At 40.9% G+C, this 18500-nt stretch carries 25 protein-coding genes and 1 tRNA gene; 5 read left to right on the top strand and 21 right to left on the bottom strand.

Features of this window, described 5'->3' with window-relative positions; translation table 11 throughout:
• Positions 1 to 5: 5 nt before the first annotated feature.
• From tasA to tapA, 3 genes are all read right to left on the bottom strand, one after another.
• Positions 6 to 791 (bottom strand): biofilm matrix protein TasA, encoded by a 786-nt coding sequence (tasA, locus tag PUN35_RS02130; protein WP_014480250.1) that lies wholly within the window; start codon positions 789 to 791, stop codon positions 6 to 8.
• Between the two features lie 63 nt (positions 792 to 854).
• The gene (gene sipW / locus PUN35_RS02125) at positions 855 to 1427 is read right to left on the bottom strand and encodes a signal peptidase I SipW (protein ID WP_003230181.1); all 573 of its coding nucleotides are present in this window, start codon (positions 1425 to 1427) and stop codon (positions 855 to 857) included.
• Positions 1411 to 2172 carry an amyloid fiber anchoring/assembly protein TapA gene (gene tapA / locus PUN35_RS02120; RefSeq protein ID WP_014480251.1) on the bottom strand — a complete coding sequence of 254 codons (762 nt, stop codon included), beginning with the start codon at positions 2170 to 2172 and terminating at the stop codon, positions 1411 to 1413. The genes sipW and tapA overlap by 17 nt, the downstream gene beginning before the upstream one ends.
• Positions 2173 to 2443: 271 nt before the next feature.
• Here tapA and PUN35_RS02115 point away from each other — a divergent pair, with 271 nt between their 5' ends.
• Positions 2444 to 2770 (top strand): YqzG/YhdC family protein, encoded by a 327-nt coding sequence (locus PUN35_RS02115; RefSeq protein ID WP_003246051.1) that lies wholly within the window; start codon positions 2444 to 2446, stop codon positions 2768 to 2770.
• A 41-nt stretch (positions 2771 to 2811) separates the two neighbouring features.
• Here the strand turns inward: PUN35_RS02115 and PUN35_RS02110 are convergent, their stop codons facing one another.
• The 10 genes from PUN35_RS02110 to corA form a co-directional block, all read right to left on the bottom strand.
• Entirely contained in the window at positions 2812 to 2991 is a 180-nt protein-coding gene (locus PUN35_RS02110) for a YqzE family protein (RefSeq protein ID WP_014480252.1), read from the bottom strand.
• A gap of 70 nt (positions 2992 to 3061) precedes the next feature.
• The gene (gene comGG / locus PUN35_RS02105) at positions 3062 to 3436 is read right to left on the bottom strand and encodes a competence type IV pilus minor pilin ComGG (protein ID WP_014480253.1); all 375 of its coding nucleotides are present in this window, start codon (positions 3434 to 3436) and stop codon (positions 3062 to 3064) included.
• The gene (comGF, locus tag PUN35_RS02100) at positions 3437 to 3820 is read right to left on the bottom strand and encodes a competence type IV pilus minor pilin ComGF (RefSeq protein WP_014480254.1); all 384 of its coding nucleotides are present in this window, start codon (positions 3818 to 3820) and stop codon (positions 3437 to 3439) included. It lies immediately after the preceding gene.
• 25 nt (positions 3821 to 3845) lie between these two features.
• Entirely contained in the window at positions 3846 to 4193 is a 348-nt protein-coding gene (gene comGE, locus PUN35_RS02095) for a ComG operon protein 5 (RefSeq protein ID WP_014480255.1), read from the bottom strand.
• Positions 4177 to 4608, bottom strand: coding sequence for a comG operon protein ComGD (comGD, locus tag PUN35_RS02090; protein ID WP_014480256.1), 432 nt, complete (start codon positions 4606 to 4608; stop codon positions 4177 to 4179). The genes comGE and comGD overlap by 17 nt, the downstream gene beginning before the upstream one ends.
• Positions 4598 to 4894, bottom strand: a complete 297-nt coding sequence (gene comGC / locus PUN35_RS02085) for a comG operon protein ComGC (RefSeq protein WP_003230162.1) — start codon at positions 4892 to 4894, stop codon at positions 4598 to 4600. The genes comGD and comGC overlap by 11 nt, the downstream gene beginning before the upstream one ends.
• 13 nt (positions 4895 to 4907) lie before the next feature.
• On the bottom strand, positions 4908 to 5945 hold the full coding sequence (comGB, locus tag PUN35_RS02080; protein ID WP_031600685.1) for a comG operon protein ComGB: 1038 nt from the start codon (positions 5943 to 5945) through the stop codon (positions 4908 to 4910).
• Positions 5932 to 7002, bottom strand: a complete 1071-nt coding sequence (gene comGA / locus PUN35_RS02075) for a competence protein ComGA (RefSeq protein WP_004399124.1) — start codon at positions 7000 to 7002, stop codon at positions 5932 to 5934. Before comGA ends, comGB begins: the two co-directional genes overlap by 14 nt.
• A gap of 211 nt (positions 7003 to 7213) precedes the next feature.
• On the bottom strand, positions 7214 to 7411 hold the full coding sequence (locus PUN35_RS02070) for a CBS domain-containing protein (protein WP_014480259.1): 198 nt from the start codon (positions 7409 to 7411) through the stop codon (positions 7214 to 7216).
• A gap of 1 nt (position 7412) precedes the next feature.
• Positions 7413 to 8366, bottom strand: a complete 954-nt coding sequence (gene corA, locus PUN35_RS02065) for a magnesium transporter CorA (RefSeq protein ID WP_014480260.1) — start codon at positions 8364 to 8366, stop codon at positions 7413 to 7415.
• A gap of 141 nt (positions 8367 to 8507) precedes the next feature.
• Here corA and PUN35_RS02060 point away from each other — a divergent pair, with 141 nt between their 5' ends.
• Entirely contained in the window at positions 8508 to 9836 is a 1329-nt protein-coding gene (locus PUN35_RS02060; RefSeq protein WP_014480261.1) for a hemolysin family protein, read from the top strand.
• 52 nt (positions 9837 to 9888) lie between these two features.
• Here PUN35_RS02060 and rsbRD read toward each other — a convergent pair whose 3' ends face one another.
• Positions 9889 to 10725 carry an RsbT co-antagonist protein RsbRD gene (gene rsbRD / locus PUN35_RS02055; RefSeq protein WP_014480262.1) on the bottom strand — a complete coding sequence of 279 codons (837 nt, stop codon included), beginning with the start codon at positions 10723 to 10725 and terminating at the stop codon, positions 9889 to 9891.
• A gap of 86 nt (positions 10726 to 10811) precedes the next feature.
• Between rsbRD and PUN35_RS02050 the strand changes: the two genes are divergently transcribed.
• Positions 10812 to 10882: transfer RNA gene (locus PUN35_RS02050), tRNA-Gln, on the top strand.
• A 66-nt stretch (positions 10883 to 10948) separates the two neighbouring features.
• On the opposite strand, the gene mgsR is transcribed toward PUN35_RS02050, so the two are convergent.
• Positions 10949 to 11329, bottom strand: a complete 381-nt coding sequence (gene mgsR / locus PUN35_RS02045; RefSeq protein WP_003230147.1) for a transcriptional regulator MgsR — start codon at positions 11327 to 11329, stop codon at positions 10949 to 10951.
• Positions 11330 to 11560: 231 nt separating this feature from the next.
• Here mgsR and PUN35_RS02040 point away from each other — a divergent pair, with 231 nt between their 5' ends.
• A complete protein-coding gene (locus PUN35_RS02040; RefSeq protein ID WP_003226300.1) occupies positions 11561 to 11806 on the top strand; it encodes a DUF2626 domain-containing protein in 246 nt (81 codons plus the stop codon).
• 39 nt (positions 11807 to 11845) lie between these two features.
• Here the strand turns inward: PUN35_RS02040 and PUN35_RS02035 are convergent, their stop codons facing one another.
• Entirely contained in the window at positions 11846 to 12481 is a 636-nt protein-coding gene (locus PUN35_RS02035; RefSeq protein WP_014480263.1) for an MBL fold metallo-hydrolase, read from the bottom strand.
• 156 nt (positions 12482 to 12637) lie between these two features.
• On the opposite strand from PUN35_RS02035, the gene PUN35_RS02030 reads away from it, so the two are divergent.
• The gene (locus PUN35_RS02030; RefSeq protein ID WP_003230141.1) at positions 12638 to 12811 is read left to right on the top strand and encodes a DUF2759 domain-containing protein; all 174 of its coding nucleotides are present in this window, start codon (positions 12638 to 12640) and stop codon (positions 12809 to 12811) included.
• Between the two features lie 31 nt (positions 12812 to 12842).
• On the opposite strand, the gene PUN35_RS02025 is transcribed toward PUN35_RS02030, so the two are convergent.
• From PUN35_RS02025 to glcK, 5 genes are all read right to left on the bottom strand, one after another.
• Entirely contained in the window at positions 12843 to 13157 is a 315-nt protein-coding gene (locus PUN35_RS02025) for an MTH1187 family thiamine-binding protein (RefSeq protein WP_003230139.1), read from the bottom strand.
• A gap of 2 nt (positions 13158 to 13159) precedes the next feature.
• Positions 13160 to 14221 carry a YqgU-like beta propeller domain-containing protein gene (locus PUN35_RS02020; RefSeq protein WP_014480264.1) on the bottom strand — a complete coding sequence of 354 codons (1062 nt, stop codon included), beginning with the start codon at positions 14219 to 14221 and terminating at the stop codon, positions 13160 to 13162.
• Between the two features lie 61 nt (positions 14222 to 14282).
• The gene (locus tag PUN35_RS02015) at positions 14283 to 15413 is read right to left on the bottom strand and encodes a M14 family metallopeptidase (RefSeq protein WP_072592548.1); all 1131 of its coding nucleotides are present in this window, start codon (positions 15411 to 15413) and stop codon (positions 14283 to 14285) included.
• Between the two features lie 82 nt (positions 15414 to 15495).
• A complete protein-coding gene (locus PUN35_RS02010; RefSeq protein ID WP_014480266.1) occupies positions 15496 to 17412 on the bottom strand; it encodes an LTA synthase family protein in 1917 nt (638 codons plus the stop codon).
• Between the two features lie 116 nt (positions 17413 to 17528).
• Entirely contained in the window at positions 17529 to 18494 is a 966-nt protein-coding gene (gene glcK / locus PUN35_RS02005; protein ID WP_014480267.1) for a glucose kinase GlcK, read from the bottom strand.
• Positions 18495 to 18500 lie beyond the last annotated feature (6 nt).

Below are 18500 nucleotides of genomic sequence, written 5' to 3'. Positions count from 1 at the left end.
TGTTATTAATTTTTATCCTCGCTGTGCGCTTTTTCATTTTCTTTCACATAACCGTCTTTATCAGTATGGTCCTTTTTGATTGTCAAGCCGTTCCACTGTGTAGCTTCGAACGAGAATTGAAGCTTAATGGAGTTGCCTTGATATTTATTTTGAACCATAAGCCCGTTTTCATCTTTTGTTTTATCATCTTTGAATTGGATTTCCATTTGAACCTGATCGAAGTCAGTTGGTGTTTTTGGAACACCATCATATTCAGGAGCGGTTTTACCGTCAATTGTTGCTACATTGACTTTACCGCTTGCATGTAAGAATTTAGGGTCTATTTGTTTTTTGATTTTTTCAGTAGCCGCTGCATCATTTTTAGCAGACATCAAATACAAGTCTTTAAGGTTCGCATCATCTAAAATAATGTTTTTCGGGTAACCATTGCCGCCCTCTTTTCCAACTGTCAACAATGTCACTTCAAACTGGCTGAGGAAATCTTCTGGAGATGTATTGCTGCCGCCGTTTGCTTTAAAATCTCCATAATTAAGCGCCATTAAAACTTCTTTGATCGCAAGTGATCCGTTATTTTCAAATTGGAAATCCTTTGTCAACTTATCTCCCGGCTTTAGATTTGATAAGTTCACACTCGCTGAATTCTCTTTAGCAGATAAATCAAGCGTACCTGATGCAAAAGTAGCATCCTTTGATTTAATGTCGTTAAATGCTGCCCATGTTCCTCCTCCAACTAAAGCTAATCCTAGTGCTGCAGAAGCAACTCCTAAACTCAATTTCTTTTTCATACCCATGGTAAACTCCCCTTTTATTGAATGATTTTATATCGAAACCTGTTGCCAGGTTTACAACTGAAGTTAAGTAGACATGGTGCTGTCCTTTGTATCTGTTTCCAAGGCTTTTGTCTTTCTTTCAATTTCTCTAATGGCGCTGCTGATCGTCACAAAAGCGTACACTAACAGCATCACGCCGGGAACAATCAATAATACAGCCGTTCCAATCGGCTGGCTGGCAAAATGAAGCATATAGCCTGCATATGGAAGCTGAAAACCTGTGTATTGCGCGCGAACATTTTCGTCCGATACAGGCGCTGAATCAGCTGCTGCATTATTATCACCTTTTGTTTTAAATAACAAATGGTCTCCTTGCTTTGTTATGTCAACAATTCTGTGGGTGACCGCCGTATTTGCATCCTGCATAAATGTAATAACGTCACCTTTTTGAAGCTCTTTCACATCAGCGATTTCTTTGACCAATATTAAGGAACCTGTATTGAACTCCGGCTCCATCGAACCTGACAGAACTGATTTCAATGTATACCCAAACACAGCCGGCTCTCCCCCGGATGAACGTGTTGAAATCACGACAAGTGTCAGCACAATAATAAGAGTAAAGATGATCACGTATAAAATATTACTGATCAGCTTCATTGCTTTTTTCATCCTCTTCCCCGCTTTCCTTCTGGTCTGATTGAGTTTCATTTTCTTTGGTTACAGCTTCTTGAGATGTTTCTTCTTTCATTGTTTTTTCCTGTATATCCTTTTGTGTTGTTTCATTCTCCTTTTTGACGTCCGACTTTGTTTCTTTTTTAGGGACAGTCGGTTTTTCATCGCATTTTGCAAGCGTCATAGGCTCCGACCACTCAAATGTACTGCCGTTTGCCGGGTAGCCTGCCGGTTTATATACTTTAAATGCATAAATGCCGGGTTTCATTTTTTTCTTGGTCTCAATTTTATAAAGTGAATCGCCGATTTGATTGGAGACAAATCCTTTTTCGATCACGTTCCCATCCTTTAACGGTTTGCGGGCATTTTCAAGCTTATGAAGCTCCCACTTCCACTTTGATTTCTTAAGTTTCTCACCTGTATTTTCGAGCACAGCAAATAAGGCGAAAGGTGAGCATACAGTGCCTTTCGTATCCGTTTGATCTGATATGTGCAAATCACTTTGATCCCAGCGTTTATCATAATGGCAGTTTTTATCTGTATGCTGAAAGTCTTTACACGTTTGAAGTGAGACATCAAATGTTTCAATATCATGAAAAGCAGCGCTTGTATCATCGGAAAATTGTAAGCATATTGCGGCAGTCAGACTGAAAATGACTGAAAGCTGAAAGATAAGCAGAACTTTCAGTTTCGTCTTCGCCTTTTGCTGATTGTAAAACAATCGAAACATATCTTACCTCCTGTAAAACACTGTAACTTGATATGACAACCGTTCTCTTTAAAGAACTTCACAAATAGAGTATAATCAACGATTTATAGATTTAAAAACACCGAAATCGCTCATTTCGTTCGTTTAAAAGAATGTTTTCATCATATTACAAAGTCTTGCTCAGTATTGCTCATTTTTTCAATTTTTTTGAAATTTTTGGGATTGTTATGTGAGAATTTAAATGCATATCCCATTATTATTTGGTAATAATAAACAAAGAAAGGGTGACAGCATGATGATCAAACAATGTGTGATTTGTCTATCTCTTCTCGTCTTTGGCACCACAGCCGCTCACGCAGAAGAAACACCGCTTGTAACCGCCCGCCACATGTCCAAATGGGAAGAGATTGCTGTAAAAGAAGCAAAAAAAAGGTACCCGCTTGCACAGGTACTGTTCAAACAAAAAGTATGGGACCGTAAAAGAAAAGATGAAGCAGTGAAGCAATACCATTTAACTCTGAGGGAAGGGTCAAAAGAATTCGGCGTTTTTGTGACGATTTCATTTGATCCTTATAGCCAAAAGGTCAATAAAATTGCCATATTAGAAGAATATCAATAAGGTCCTCCATTTTTTGAAGGACCTTATTCGTTTATTTGCGGTTATTTTTTCCGTTTCAGCCAAAGCCGGAAGCCATAGGGTAAAATACCGAACCACTGCTGGGAAGCAGGCGTTTTTGTTTCTTTCCGCACCTCTTTTCGTTCTTTTCGCTCATCTCTCGGAGTATCTATATATTTGACAAATTGCTGCGTCATATATTTAACATAATCATTCGTTTTCACGTGATCACCTCATCATTCAATTATTATGAGTGTTGTCTCACATGACTTTTTTTATACCCTTTACACTGTTTTATTCTGTCCATCTCAGCAGTTTTTTCTGTTTTTGATCAAATACGATCTGTGCAGTTCTTTCTGTTCCCGACTCCGTTGACACTCTTAAGTTGATTTCTTTTTGTTCTTTTATCGATGTATCATGAATGTAATAAGAAACCCGTCCATATGGAAATTGCTGCGTACCCTCCTGGCCTTTCCGTTCCTCTAGAACATGCCGAATCGAAAGAAGCACCCCATTTTGAAGCAAATTCTCTCCTATGTATAACTCTTTTGTTTCCTTTTCAAACATGCAGCGTGAAATATATTGAGCAGCAGCAAAGTTCACGATTAACAGCACAAGCGCTGACACAAAAAGAACAGCTGGATAAATAAACCCTCTTGTACGATACATTCACCCCCCTCCTAAATACGAATAGACTGGAAAAGCAGTTTGATACACTTTTTGGTCCTCACTCTCAATTTTCAGCAAAACAACACCATTTTCAATATCAGCTTTCATGGCAGTAATATGATCTAAAATCGGAACATGCCCTTTGCCATCCACTCTTTTTCTTATCATTGAATGATAAATTTCGAAACGGATGTCCTGCCCGGAAAGATTGGTGCAGATTAACACGCTCCCATGCTCGGCTGTCTTAACTGCCTGTGACTCCTTGCATTCATTCATCATCTGTTCTATCGAAATCATCCATTCTTGCTGTGTGAAACCGTCATGTTCCTGCTGTCGAGACAAAAACAGATGGAAAATCGCAGCTAACGATCCTGATATGAGCAAAAAGACTGAGAGCGAAAATAATACGTTAAGAAGCGTATAGCCATTCTGTCTGCAGGATGCTGAGGCAATATGATTTCTCTTTATAAGCTGTGGCTTTGATACATACGTTTTGATATTCGCCCTCCTCCTCCCACTTCATTGCATAGATATGATTGTTCTTTGTAATCGTTTTTGACGCGGCTCCTTCACCACTCATGACATATTTGCTAATGCTCTCATTCATCATCTGATAGCCGATTTCTCGTGATTCCGCCATTTTTTCATCAGCTATCAGCTTGTCCCACAAGGGGACGACTGTCAGCAGCACAAACAGCCACAGACTTAGCGCAGACATTGTTTCTATTGTAGAAAAACCTTTATTTTCTCTCCACATTGACTCTCCCGCTCCCTAGATAAACTGTTATGTCATAAACGGCATGGCCTTTTACTCGTATTTTTCCGCCTGCATTCGGGTGCCCTTTCTCATTAAATTCCAAACGGTCTTTTAATGTCAGCAGTTCTATAGAAAGTCCCGTTGCATACGGACGTTCAATGACCGTATCACCAATGACTAATTGATATTCTTTTTTATGAAAGAGAATTTTTGTTCTTTGTTGACGGGAAATAGCAGTCTGCTGTGTGAGCATAATATCATTTTTCAGCTGCCTTGCTGCCTGTCGGACAGCTGTATTGTCATAAGCAGGAGGAAGTGTGGTGAAGACGGCAATCAGGAGGATAGAGGCAAGGCTTAACACAAGCAAACTTTCTAAAAGGGTAAACCCCTTCTCCTCGTTTAATTTAATGTTCAACCTTAACTTCTCCGCCGGTGATGATAATGCGCTTACCATTTGGACAGACAGCATCCTTTTTCACATAGCCCTCTGACTGTAAATCGGCAAGGCTCGGAGTTTGTCCTTCATGATCAAGCTCAAATGCAGTCATTTGTGCCTTAACCATGTTTTGTAAGCCTTCACAGCCCTTTTTTTGAATGGTTTGATTATGTTTCGTGACGTTCGGTATCGTAATTAAAAGCAAAATCGAAATAATAAAGAGCACGATTAACATTTCAACAAGTGTAAATCCTTTCTCATTCATCAGCCTCTTCCTTTCACATTTGATTCATCATCTGATACATAGGCACAAGCATAGATAAATACACAAGTAAGATCATCGCTGCAACAAATCCATAAATCATTGGCTGAAGGATGCCTGTCCATTTTTGCGCTTTGTGTTCCAGCCGCTGTAATATGAATTGGCTGTATGTGAAAAGCTCCCGATCCAATCGGCCGCTCAGCTGGCCGTGAGATATGACTTTTGATAAATCAGTTTCATAAAAAGGGCTTCCACAAATAGCGGATTCAATTGACTCACCGGCTTTTAGCCGTTCAATCAATTGTTCAGCCTCGCAGCGGTAGAAAGGGAGAAACGTTTGATGTTTAAATGCATTAAGGCTGTCATAAATTGAGAGGCCTGATTTTAAAAGGCTGCTTAGCTGCAAAGAAAAAAAGTAGCTGTTAAACAGCTTTACAAGCTTTCCAACCAAAGGAATCCTGATACAAATCAGCATTTGCCGGGCAGGTGATTTTTTCTTAAACACAAGCCAATAATAAATCCCGATACCTGCTGTAAAAAGAACAAGCAAAATGATCACAAGATCAATATGCTGAAAAAAAGCAAAAAGCATATCGGTTGAACGTGAGGTTTCCATATTCATCGATTGATAGATACCGGAAAACTGAGGAATGATGATGGACTGTAACATATAAAACATGACAGCGACCGTAAAGATGAGGAAAAGCGGATAGCGCAGCACACTTTTCAGCTGGTCTGCCTGTGCAATTTTTCGTTCCAGCAGCTCTCCGCTCTGGATCATGGAAGCAGGCAGTTCACCATGTGTTTCAGCAAAATAACAAATACCTACGGCTTCCTTATGAAATGACAAACTCTTTAGTACTTGATAAAACGGAGCCCCTTCCCTCAAACAAGTGACCGAACCAGTCAAGTCAGCCGCCTGCCTCTTATTCATCTGAAGTTCCATCAGGCGTAATCCATCCAGAAGCGTATATCCGCCCGCAGTCATTTCACCGAGCCTCTTTAATAACCTCGCTTGATCCTTTAACGACCAGACTTTTCTAATCTTTTTCATGATAAACCCACCGGTCATAGTTGTTTGTCGTTAAATAGCCGAGCGCAATTCCTTTCCTGATAATTTGACGAAGCGTTTGATATTGGTAATTTGCATGATTTCCTTTTGCCTCCTGGATACATTGCTGAAGATTTTTCCCGTAAAGAAGCTCATAAACGCTAGCTCTCCTGGTATTTCGTGACTGGCGACAATACACTGATGAACATCCGTTTTCACAAAACGGGCAAGCCAAATCAACCAAGCGCTGAGCCGCTATTGCAATGACAGTCTGTTCAATTTCATTCATATTGATACCGAATTCAAGCAGTCTGTAAATTGCGCCCTTTGCGTCTCTCGTATGAAGGCTCGTTAGTACCAGATGTCCCGTCATCGCTGCCCGCACCGCAATTTCAGCTGTTTCCGCGTCTCTGATCTCACCTAAAATAATCATATCGGGGTCATGGCGCAAAATTGCTTTCAGACCTGCGGAATAAGTTACACCGGCTTTTTCATTCACCTGAACCTGAAGAACATCTTCGTCCCTTGTTTCAACAGGGTCCTCTAATGTGACAATATTTCGATTAAAGTGTTTTTTTGCATATTGAACGAGAGAGTATAGTGTGGTAGTCTTCCCTGAACCAGTTGGCCCGGTAAAAATGAGCATGCCATGGGAATGTTTTAAAAACGAGAGTAATGTGGCTCCTGTCTTCGGAAATAGCGACAATTTATCAATCGAAGGGATATTGTATTGGGGCATCACTCTGATCACGAGGCTTTCTTCATTAATTGTGGGCAGCGTTGACATTCTTAAATGAACATTTCCCTCTTTCAGCTTTAACGTAAGCGAACCGTTTTGCGGCTTTCGCCTTTCACCTATATCCATTGCTGAAAGAAATTTAAAATGTGAAATCAGCCTTACGCACTCTTCTTTTTTCATGTCCCTTTTTTTCAGCAAGGCATGATCGACCCGAAAATGAATGATAGCGTCCCGCTCCCTCGGCACAATGTGAATATCAGAAGCCTTTGTTAGATATGCTTCTTCAATCAAGTTTTTGCTTACCTTTTCTATTGAATCCAATTTGATTCCCTCTCCTTTCAATGCGTATTGTAGAAAAAGAAGGAGCGGTAATCAAACAGGGAAAACGTGATTTTGTGAGACGTTATATGCTGAAAAATCCCTTCTTTCTGGCAAGAAAAAGACTTTCAACTGAATGTACCCCTGTCATTATAATTTTCCCTATAAATAAAAAAGCAGACATGGTCACCATGCCTGCTAGATTCCATTTTCATTATGCTGTTTTCGCTTTTTGACCAGTATCTTTCTCAACGGAAAGGTCGCCTAATGCAACAATACCGGCAATTTGGCCATATTCAAGAATCGGTAAACGGCGGATTTGATGCTCTGCCATAAGCGCCTTGACATCGTATCCGGTCACCCTGATATGACTGGTGAAAAAACGGGGCACGCTGTACAAAATATGAAACATCCTATAGAGTCCGCCTTTTTCGAGGTTTCTTTTTCTTCTTCCGCTCCTGCAGCATATCTCCCGTCCAGCCTTTTTTTCTCAAATAGAGATAGATCAGAACTGTAGATGTGACAATCAATAAGAGGGAAAAGAGATATCCGTATTTCCAATTCAGTTCCGGCATCACTGAAAAGTTCATCCCCCATAAGGCACCCAGAGCTGTTATCGGCGTAAAAAGCGTCGTAAAAATGGTCAGCGCTTTTACAATTTCATTCCCCCTATGTGAGGTAATGACTTCCTCTGAATGCAGCAGATTGTTAAGCTCCCCTTCAAATTCGCTGATGTATGAAAATCCCCTGTCAATTTTCAGTTGTGTCCGCTGATAATCCTTTTTCCCTTCATTTTGAGGTAAAAAGGTTTCTTTCAACGCCATTTCAATTTTTTTGGCGCTTAATATTAAATTTTTCCAAATCATCAGTTCATGGCGCAGGAGATGGACGCGGTTTAGAATGCTTTTGCTATTGTCGTCTTTAATTTGCCATCTGAGCTTTCTCAGCTTTACTTCAAATTCATCAACACCGATTAAATACGCATTCATTAGTTCGCCGAGAAGAATTAAAAACCCCTCTATCGCATTGTCCGCTCTTTCCATTTGCCGGACAACTTCTTTGCCTTTAATCTCTCTCAAAATCGAAAAGTCAAAATTGATTGTGAAAAAATATTGTCTGGTGATATAAAAGTGAAAAACAGTATGGTCTTTTTCTTCACCAAGCCCCTGATCATAAACAATCGACCCAAATACCGCTTCATTTTCCGTTTCAGTTGTATCTACTCGCAAAAAATTAACGTGATGGTTATTTTCAAACCACTTTTCACACTGAGGCCAGTGAGAAAAATGGATTAGATCCCTTGCCTTACTTCTTTCTTGAGGCCCCATTTGGTACCAAAACCAATCCTTTCCCGTATGTGCCTTCATGTCAAGCTCCTCCAAACTTTTGTTCTTTATTCTTTAATTGCCCAATAACCGCGTCACTAAACCAGTCTGCGCTTCAACACATGTTTTATGAGCATTTTCAGGTGGTATGGAATGTAGAAAGACATCGGAAAAGGGAGGTGCATGCCTTCCTTGGAGAAGGCAGTTGTTTTGGAATTTGTCAATTTACTAGCAGTCGCTATTCTTATTTTGTTAACAGGATTTTTTGTTGCCGTAGAATTTTCAATCGTAAAAGTGCGGCGATCCAAAATTGATCAGCTTGTCGCAAAAGGAAAGAAAGGTGCTAAAGCGGCAAAGCATGTCATCACTCACCTTGATGAATATTTATCAGCCTGTCAGCTGGGCATCACAGTCGCAGCCTTAGGACTGGGATGGCTTGGGGAACCGACTGTGCAAACTCTGCTTCGACCGCTTTTTCATAAAGCAGGCTTAAATGAATCGCTTACCCACCTGCTTTCACTCGTCATCGCATTTTTAGCGGTTACGTATTTAAATGTCGTTATCGGGGAGCTGGCGCCAAAGAGTTTCGCCATTCAAAAAGCAGAAAGCATTACCTTGTTGTTCGCTAAACCGCTTATTTGGTTTTATAAGATCATGTTTCCATTCATTTGGCTGTTGAACCACTCTGCCCGATTGATTACAGGAGTGTTTGGGCTGAAGCCGGCATCAGAGCACGAGCTGGCATATACAGAGGAAGAACTTCGGGTCCTATTGGCTGAAAGCTATAAAAGCGGCGAGATCAGAAAAAGTGAATTAAAGTACATGAATAATATCTTTACCTTTGATAAACGAATGGCAAAGGAAATTATGGTGCCGCGAAATGAAATGGTCAGTTTGTCACTAGATGAAGACTCCATTTCAAATCTTCAGGAAACAGTCAAGCAAACAAAATATACACGGTACCCAGTTGTAAGGGAGGATAAAGATAACGTTATTGGCGTGATTAATATGAAAGAAGTGCTGTTTTCCATGCTGACGAAAGATTTTTCAATCAAGAAGCATCAAATTGAACCTTTCGTACAGCCCGTTATCCATGTCATTGAGACGATTCCTATTTATAAACTACTGCTGAAAATGCAAAAGGAACGCACTCATATGGCGATCCTCATAGATGAATATGGCGGGACGTCCGGTTTGGTCACTGTCGAGGATATTATCGAAGAAATTGTAGGAGAAATCCGTGATGAATTTGATGCGGATGAAGTGCCTCATATCCGCGAACTTGGAAAGGATCATTACTTGTTAAATGCAAAATTATTAATCAGCGATGTTAACAGCCTGCTTGGAACCGATTTATCAGAGGCTGAAGTAGACACCTTGGGCGGCTGGTTTTTGACACAAAACATAGATGCTGAGCCTGAAAGTACCATAGAATATGATGGCTACTCTTTTAAGGTAAAAGACATCAACAGCCATCACATTTTATTTATAGAAGTTAAAAAAGCTGAATAGCCCGTGAAAGGCTGTTCAGCTGCTATCTTTCAAGATTAACATGGCAAAGGCATCAACACTCTTTTATTTTAAACCCTTTATTGGCCAGGGCTTTAGCAAGACTTTGCTCGGTTTTCACATTCGAAAAATCCAGACCCAGCTTCACGACAGTTTGGGCAATTTCCGGCCTGATTCCTGAAATAATCGTCTCAATGCCGAGCAATTTGGTGCTGTCAATCACTTTAAAAATTTGATAGGCTACCATGGTATCAACGATAGGAACGCCCGAAATATCTAAAAATAAATACGAGAGCTTTAACGCTGAGCACTGCTCCAGCACAGACTCCAAAATCGTCCTCGCTCTGTGCGTATCAATTTCACCGACAAGCGGAAGAATCCCAATTCCATCAGTAATCGGCATAATCGGCGCACTCAATTCATTAATCATTTCTTTTTGCGCGTTTAATTGTATCATGGTCACCTGGTGATATTCTTCCGTAAACACTTCGATGATCTCATCAATGTTTTGATTCAAGATCCGGCTCCACTCATAAAATTCCTGAATGCTGATGTCTTGAGAAGAAGCTTCGCTGAATTTCTGAATCCATTCAAACATGATGTGCCTGAAGGTGTTAAAATGGCCGACACTTTGTGTAACCGTCACTTCATGAACGGCACGGTCTCTGGCGCATTGAAGAGACCACCGGTTGAGCTCATCCTCTACGTCTTCTTTTCTAAGGGATTTTGCTACGATGGTCACCAATAATTCATGCTGGTCTTTTAACTTTTGTTCTAGTTTTTGCTGATCTTTCGCTGAATACAGCCAGCTGCCTTTTGACGTACAAACTTCCAGCCATTGTTGCGTGATATCTTCTTTGTGCTCTGTTAAGTGCTGATCAAGAGCTATCATCTTAATGAGCTCCCTCCTGTTTTTGAAAAATGTACGCTATATATGTATAACGCGTCTGCCTTTACACATACTATGTTTAGATTCAATGGGCTATAGCCAAGCGGTAAGGCAATGGACTTTGACTCCGTGATCGTTGGTTCGAATCCAGCTAGCCCAGTTTCTGAACAGGTGAAAAACCGAAGATAAGCTGATTCGAATAAATCAGCGGATCTTCGGTTTTTCATCATGCAGATTGATGAACCGTTTTCTTCTTCGATAACTTCAACAGTTCTCCCGGGTTATAACCAATCACCAGCTTTTTGTTGTCTACTAGAATCGGGCGTCGCAAAAGCTTCGGCTTCTCGATTAAAAGTTCCAGCACCTCATTTACCGTCATTTCTTCAATGTTTAAATTTAAATTTTTGAAAGTCTGGCTTCTTGTCGCCAAAATTTCATCAATTCCTTCTGTCGTTAACGATAAAATGTACTTTAATTCTTCTCTTGTCGGGGTTTCTCTGAATAAATGCCGTTCGTTAAATTCAATTTGATGTGCTTTAAGCCAATGTTTTGTTTTTCGGCATGACGTGCAGCTTGGATATGAGTAAAAAGTTAATTGTTGTTCCATTCGTTTTTTCCTCCTCAGTTAACCATCTCTTTGTAGAATAACTACCCGGATCATTTTTCATTTAAACCATTTACAGAACTTTTTTCGGATTATTTTTTAAAAAACATTCATACAATAGAAAACACAATCAAAGGGACAAATTCCATTTGTATATTAATAATGAAAATGTTTACATTTCTAGGTGTGATCTATTATAATAACAGTCAGAGGGACTCTCGGGAGGGGATAAAAATGAATCGCATGTTCCGGGTGTTAGGATTTTGGACGGGAATTTTTGCAGTCATGTTTTATTTAGGTGATATGAAAGATGCTTCCCTTTTATTTTTTGGACAGACGATCTTATTTGTGTTTCTATCGTATTTGAACTTAACCGAACGCATGTATATTTATATTTTTGGCGCTTATTTAACAATTTTCTTCGCCGGCTTTACATATTACTCAATTTTTATTATGGTGCCCGGCGGCGGAGGCCATTAAATGCAAAAAGAGACAAACCTTATCGGTTTGTCTCTTTTTTTACAATGAAAACCCATTTAAAAACGGATTTTGATCCTGCTCAGTCAGTACGTCTGTTTCAGGTCCATGGCCGCTTAACACCAGCGTGTGTTCCGGAAGCGTAAGCAGTTTTTCATGAATGGACGTCAGCAGCGTCTCTTGATCGCCGCCTATTAAATCCGTACGTCCTATACCGCCTTGGAACAAGACATCTCCGGAGATAACCAAGTCTGCATCTTTCACGTAGTAAGATACACTGCCTGGTGAATGTCCCGGCGTAAATAATGTTTCCAAATGAAACGGCCCGATATTCAACTCACCGTCGCCTTCAATTAGATGATCTGCAGGCTTAGCTGTGACTTCTATCCCTCGCAGCATGCCGGAGCCGTTTAAAGAAGCGTCCGTAAGCCAATTTTTTTCATTTTGATGCAGGTAAACAGGGATATCCCATTTTTCTCTCACTTCATCAAGCGCCCCAATATGGTCAAAATGGGCATGTGTAAGCAAAATGGCTAAAGGCGTCAGCCCTTTTTCTTTTATGTATTGATTGATTTTATGTCCCTCGCCGCCCGGATCAAAAATCAGGCATTGATCATCACTGATGAGAAAATATGCGTTCGCTTGAATCGGCCCTACTGGCATTCGTCTCCATTTCACTATTATCACCTCTTTCTTTTTTATGCTCTTATTATGAGGGTTTTTTAAAAAAGATTCAAACAATCGCAATGAAAACGCTATCGACAAACCTATAAAAAACAGGTAGAATAAAACTGGAAAGAATTGCAGGTTTTTCAATGTAAAGGGGGCTGTGTTATGTTACTTGTCGTGATTTTCGGCCTTGTCGCTCTTTTCGCTTTATGGGGAGTCTTGCGTTCTGTTAGAAATAAAAATATACTCGGGTTTTTATTAGCCGGTGCCACCTTATTTGTCTTTGGATGGTTTACCGTGATGACCGTAATAAACAGCGGGTATCCAACCGCACATTAAAACCTGTATCCGATCGGATACAGGTTTATTTTTATGGCTGTAAATGTTTATTGACACTTTCTATTTTGCTCTCAAGCGTCGTTTTTTTGTCACGCCTGTCATCGATACGGATATTCGTTGCCACTCTGTGCAATCCTTTTTGAAATGGCGCTTCGTGAATTGCCTGAATGACTGCAAAAAGGTCACTGAGTTCTCCCTCGATCAGCGTATTCATCGGTGTCAGCTGATATTTGATTTTCCCTTCTGCTTGATATCCTTCTAATATCTTTTGCACATCGGCTACGTAAGCACTGACACTGGGTGTTTCCGTACCGATTGGGATAATGGTTACATCTGCGATAGCCATCGTTATTCCATCTCCTTTTGATCAATGATGAGTTGCTTCGTTTCATGTGATTTCAATAAAATAATTTGCTCAAAATGAAAGCCGTATAACGCATATTTCCCGTTCGGAGATATTTGAATCGGCTCCATTTCCCGCAGAGACACAAGATCTTTTGTCTCTCCCGATGCTACATTGATTGCTGCGAGCTTATATGCATCGCCGCTTTGTTTGAATGTATAAAACAGGCCTCCTGCTTCATCATAGTCATACTCCATTGGAGCCAAATTTGTATATTTCGCTTGGAGCGGCCATTTCGCTGTAACAGGTGATGTTGATTGCGGCGTTTTAAACTGATACGTCCCTTTTCCTCCGGAAGCTGATTTGACAGTAAAACTCATTTGATGGAAAGAATCGAAGAATAGAACGTCATCCTCAAGCTTCTGTTCCGTCTTAGAAGCTGTATCGAACGTATATAAAGGCCCTGTTTTATCGTCTCTTCCCTCTTTTACATAATCAAATGTATTTTTGGATGTCCAATGAATGAACGGAACCTGTACTGGGCTTAAGAAAGATTCGTCTTTTTTAGCATTCACCTGATATGTATGGAAATCCCAGTTTTCATTGAATTCCGTCACCATCATTTGATAAGGATCATACTGATTCCAAGCAGCCTCAAGCTCATACGTTTCGTAATCTTTTTCGTAAAGCGTCTCTCCTTCTGCATTAAGCAAAACCACTGCTGTCTTTTGGCTATGTGTGATTTGCAGCAGAATCATCTGCTCCCTCGCATTGATTTGAACATCAACGATTTGACCATCCGTTTGATAGAGCTTTTTCGCTTTGCCTGTAAAGATGCGGTACGCAAAAAGCTCTGTTTTCGTCGGATTAGACGCAGTATATAATATTGTGCTGTTATTCAGCCAGCCTTCCGCCCCATCCGCTTTTTCCGAGGAAAGCGGTATGATGTCTTTTTTCTCATCTTTTGCCGCCGATGCCTGTTTTTGCTGCTGATGAGATGGTTCGCATGCCGATAAACTAAACAGCAATACCGCCAGCAGAATAAAACAAACTGATCTCATCAGCATTCCCCTCCGATCATCTTTATTCTCTCATATTTGCTTCAGCAGAAAAAAGAAAAAGTTTCAGTTACTCATGAAAAAATAACGCCCTCCACAAGATGCCGTTTGTGGCGTTATATATGTGTGAAAACTGCTGAAACGGCAAAGGATTTTGGCCTTTTCCAAGTTCCACCGTATACCCTTCCTTAAAATAATGGTGAATAAACCAATCACGAAATCCAGCATAGCTGTCTATATCCCTTACTCCCTTATAAATGTTCCCGCTTAACTCCTCAAAATCCTTTATGACGGCAGCAGATTCCTCAGGCTCAAGGCCTTTATAGCCCCAATAAATTTCTTCTCCTTGAGTATGAAGAGCCAGCAGTCTGTCAGGCGGATTCTCCGTGATCAGCCGGTACATCGCAATAGATTCCGGCTCCGTAAGCGGAGAGATTCCCGGAAAATCGCGGTAGCTGGGTGCTGTCGGTTTTCGGTATTTTTCAATTTCCCATAATGATGGAAATTGTTTATTTAAATCAACCCCGTTTATATTCGCCTTCCATTCATTAAAATTCGGACGATGTTCATTTAGCCTTTCGAGCTCATCTCTTCTGGCTCCCATGACTTCTGATCCGTTTAAAACAAGATCAACGCCATCCGGATTGACAAGAGGAACGAGGGATAAGGATGTGCTGTTAAACAGCTTTATGGGAGAAAAGCCAAAGAAAGGCGAATTGCAGCATAATGACATACAGTATTCCTTCAACCATTTTAGCAGGACAGACGTTGTAATCCACTCATTCGCATGAAATGACGCGTTCATATGGACCTTTTTTACGGCATGCTCCCCACCAGCCTTCAGCTCCCAGATAGGCCTGCCGAGTACAGAACGGCCAATTTCCCGGCATGAGACAAACGGAAAAACATCAATAATCTTCTTTATTTCCTTTTCAACAGCTGAATCATCATAGATTTTCTCTTGCTCAATCCAGCTATCTGAAAGTTTCAGCTGCCGAGGCTGTAAAAAGCGCTTTATGTCCTGAATGGTTTGAAGCTCTTTGCCGCTATGCTCCTCTATCACATAACCAGGGCAATACAATTGATGTTTTTGTGCGGAGCGATTTGCACTTTTAAGCAATTCCTCGTCTATCTTCAGTTCTTTCGCCACATTGGCCAAATTGTTCTTGATCTCAGGTTTCACCGTAATAAACGCCATCATCATCCCCCTTTTTTGTTACTATATGACAGCGTATTTAAAAAAAGAAAGCCTCCCGCTCACTTTGATGCGGGAGACATTGTAATTATGATGCCTGATCAAGCATTTGTTTTTCTTTCCGTTTTGACGAATTGTCCAGCCTTTTCTGGTCATAAAATCGCAACAAATCCCCATAAATGATTTCATCAGAAAGTGATAGCTCCTGTTTTGCTTTATCAGCAAATGCTTCACATTGTTTTGTCTCTTCTAACGGTTTTCCCGTCTCTTTGTCATAACACGCACCGTCTGTATAAACAACCTGATCTGTGATAAAGCTCCCGTCCCGGAGCACCGTGAAGTCCAGTTTTTCGTCTGAAAGCAGATCGTTGCCGAATTGAATTTGATCTTTCGTATCAATCCCTAAAAGATTCATCAGCGTCGGCCTGATATCAATCTGCCCGCCTACTGTTTCAATGGTTTGCGGCTTTTTATCAGTAATACCCGGAATATGAATGACCAGCGGCACTTTTTGGAGCTGCACCTCTTCAAATGGGGTTATTTCTTTTCCTAAAAACTCCCCCATCGCTTCATTATGGTTTTCTGATATACCATAATGGTCACCATATAATACAATAACAGAGTTGTCGTATAACCCGTCTTCCTTCAGCTTTTCGATAAACCGTTTCAGCGCCTCATCCTGATAACGCACTGTCGGAAAATATTTATTTAGCGTCTGGCTGCTTGAATCATATTCATCAATCAATTGATCCTCTTCATCAAGATCAAACGGGAAGTGGTTCGTCAGTGTAATCAGCCTCGAGTAAAACGGCTGAGGCAGATTTTTCATCAGCTCTGAAGACTGCTCAAAAAATTCTTTATCCTTCAGTCCCCAGCCGACTGAATTTTCGTCAGTTACATCATACGAGTTAATATCAAAAAACGAATCATATCCAAATGAGTCGTACATTAAATCACGATTCCAAAAGCTCTTATTATTAGCGTGGAGCACCGCTGAATAGTATCCGCTGTTTTTCAAAATTTCAGGAGCGGCCATATATTGATTGCCCGCATTCGTAAAAAACACGGCACCTCGTCCAAGCGGATACAGTGAATTGTCCACGATAAATTCAGAATCCGAGGTTTTCCCCTGGCCTGTTTGGTGGTAAACATTATTAAAGTTGTAGCTCTGTTTTATAAAGTCATTCAGAAAAGGCGTGATTTCTTCTCCATTCAATTTTTCATTAATCACGAAGCTTTGCGTCGACTCTAAGGATACGAGAATGACGTTCCTTCTTTTTGCAGCGCCGAATAAGCGTTTGTTGGCATCCTTCGCATTAGCGGTTACGTAGTTTTCAATTTCCGTCAGGCTGTTGCTGTCTGCCAACGCTCTCTGTGCGGATTGCTTTGACTGAAGAACGCCATCGTAAATATGAAAATTAAACAGGCTAATGTTTTTAACAAGCATTTCTCTGTCAAAAGAGCGTGTCAATAGCTGAGGTCTCTCCGCCTCAGACAAGCCCAGGTTGAAGAAATAAACAGAAGCAACGAACAAAAAATAAGCCGCCCGTTCATTTTTCGTTGAGGGAATGTCCGATTGAAAAGCTTTTTGCCGGATGTGAAGCCATATTAAAACCGCAATATCTACAGCTAATAGGAGGTCTGTCGGCTCAAGAAGTGTTCCGATGCTGCTTCCGAGATCACCCATATTGCTCGTTTGAAAAAGAACAGGGATTGTTAAGAAATCATTGTAAAAACGGTAAAAAACCATATTTGCCAGCAATACAAACGTGACAAGACAGCTCATCGCGATAATGTAGCGATTTCTGTTTTTGCCTTTTAAAAACAGGCTGAGGCCGAAAATAAGCAACAAAAAACTCAATGGGTTGATAAACAGAATAAATTCCTGTGTTAGATTGTCGATTTTAATATGAAAACTGGTTTTGTAAACAGCATACGTTTTCAGCCACATCAATAAAATGGCAATCAGCATAAATGAAATCTTCGAAAAAAACGTTTTTCGCATTTCAACCTCCTATGCAGCACGCTCAAAAAAATCAGTCTATTCCCAACATTCTCATTAACACATCAAACTAAATCTTAACCTGAGCACAACAAAAAATCAATTTCATTTACACAATTTTAACAATTTTGATGTTTCAGCCATTCATTTTTAGCGATCCAAGCGCCTCCGATAACGCCGGCATCATTTCCAAGTGCTGCGATTGAAATATCAGCAGCTTGGGCTGCCCGCGGAAACGCGCATTTGCGGAATGTTTTCTCGACTTTTGATCTCAGCAGTTCTCCGGCTCTCGATACGCCGCCGCCAAGAACGATTTTGGACGGATTAAGCGAGCTTGCCAAATTTCCGAGCACCAAACCAAGATGCTTGGCTACATAATCAACCACCTCAAGGGCAATTTCATCATTTTCACCCGCCGCTTCAAACACATCCCGCGCTGACAATTGTTCGGTTGCTTTTAAACGTGTCATCTTTTTAACATTTGCTATTTTTTCTTTTGCAATTCTTACAATTCCGGTTGCTGACGCAATTGTTTCGATACAGCCCGTTTTTCCGCAGTTGCAGGGCGCTCCGCCTTCAGGGATGCTGCAAATATGGCCGATTTCTCCGCCGGCGCCATTTATGCCATGTACAATTTCACCATTTGCAATGATGCCGCCGCCAACTCCTGTGCCAAGCGTCACGAGAATGACGTCTTTTGCGCCATCACCCGCTCCCTTCCACATTTCCCCGAGCGCAGCAATATTCGCGTCATTTTCTATAACAGCTGGGATGCCGGTTTCTGTCTCCAGATGGTTTTTTAAAGCATAATTTTTCCACCCTAGATTTACTGTTTCATAAACAACTCCTGCCGCCATATCTACAGGGCCTGGCGCACCCATTCCGATGTATTTGATGATGTGCTTCGGTTTTTGCAGCTCATCCAGCTTGCTGTCGATTGTTTTTGCAATTGTGACAGTAATCGTGTCGCCGGTTTTATCAGTCGGAACTTCCCACTTATGCTGAATTTCGCCATATTGATTTATAAAAGCGAGTTTAATCGTCGTTCCTCCCAGGTCAATGCCCGCAAACCATATCTCGTCCATTTTTAT

It is taken from the genome of Bacillus sp. N3378-2at (assembly GCF_033412715.1).
In the GTDB taxonomy this organism is placed as follows: Bacteria; Bacillota; Bacilli; order Bacillales; family Bacillaceae; genus Bacillus; species Bacillus subtilis.
This window is presented reverse-complemented; position numbering and strand designations above follow the sequence as displayed.

Bases quoted from the DNA above. Each gene is read 5' to 3' on its own strand.
- tasA (WP_014480250.1), bottom strand. From the start codon at position 791: ATGGGTATGAAAAAGAAATTGAGTTTAGGAGTTGCTTCTGCAGCACTA.
- sipW (WP_003230181.1), bottom strand. From the start codon at position 1,427: ATGAAGCTGATCAGTAATATTTTATACGTGATCATCTTTACTCTTATT.
- tapA (WP_014480251.1), bottom strand. From the start codon at position 2,172: ATGTTTCGATTGTTTTACAATCAGCAAAAGGCGAAGACGAAACTGAAA.
- PUN35_RS02115 (WP_003246051.1), top strand. From the start codon at position 2,444: ATGATGATCAAACAATGTGTGATTTGTCTATCTCTTCTCGTCTTTGGC.
- comGG (WP_014480253.1), bottom strand. From the start codon at position 3,436: ATGTATCGTACAAGAGGGTTTATTTATCCAGCTGTTCTTTTTGTGTCA.
- comGE (WP_014480255.1), bottom strand. From the start codon at position 4,193: ATGTGGAGAGAAAATAAAGGTTTTTCTACAATAGAAACAATGTCTGCG.
- comGC (WP_003230162.1), bottom strand. From the start codon at position 4,894: ATGAATGAGAAAGGATTTACACTTGTTGAAATGTTAATCGTGCTCTTT.
- comGB (WP_031600685.1), bottom strand. From the start codon at position 5,945: ATGAAAAAGATTAGAAAAGTCTGGTCGTTAAAGGATCAAGCGAGGTTA.
- PUN35_RS02070 (WP_014480259.1), bottom strand. From the start codon at position 7,411: ATGTTTCATATTTTGTACAGCGTGCCCCGTTTTTTCACCAGTCATATC.
- corA (WP_014480260.1), bottom strand. From the start codon at position 8,366: ATGAAGGCACATACGGGAAAGGATTGGTTTTGGTACCAAATGGGGCCT.
- PUN35_RS02060 (WP_014480261.1), top strand. From the start codon at position 8,508: ATGCCTTCCTTGGAGAAGGCAGTTGTTTTGGAATTTGTCAATTTACTA.
- rsbRD (WP_014480262.1), bottom strand. From the start codon at position 10,725: ATGATAGCTCTTGATCAGCACTTAACAGAGCACAAAGAAGATATCACG.
- mgsR (WP_003230147.1), bottom strand. From the start codon at position 11,329: ATGGAACAACAATTAACTTTTTACTCATATCCAAGCTGCACGTCATGC.
- PUN35_RS02040 (WP_003226300.1), top strand. From the start codon at position 11,561: ATGAATCGCATGTTCCGGGTGTTAGGATTTTGGACGGGAATTTTTGCA.
- PUN35_RS02030 (WP_003230141.1), top strand. From the start codon at position 12,638: ATGTTACTTGTCGTGATTTTCGGCCTTGTCGCTCTTTTCGCTTTATGG.
- PUN35_RS02025 (WP_003230139.1), bottom strand. From the start codon at position 13,157: ATGGCTATCGCAGATGTAACCATTATCCCAATCGGTACGGAAACACCC.
- PUN35_RS02020 (WP_014480264.1), bottom strand. From the start codon at position 14,221: ATGCTGATGAGATCAGTTTGTTTTATTCTGCTGGCGGTATTGCTGTTT.
- PUN35_RS02015 (WP_072592548.1), bottom strand. From the start codon at position 15,413: ATGATGGCGTTTATTACGGTGAAACCTGAGATCAAGAACAATTTGGCC.
- PUN35_RS02010 (WP_014480266.1), bottom strand. From the start codon at position 17,412: ATGCGAAAAACGTTTTTTTCGAAGATTTCATTTATGCTGATTGCCATT.
- glcK (WP_014480267.1), bottom strand. From the start codon at position 18,494: ATGGACGAGATATGGTTTGCGGGCATTGACCTGGGAGGAACGACGATT.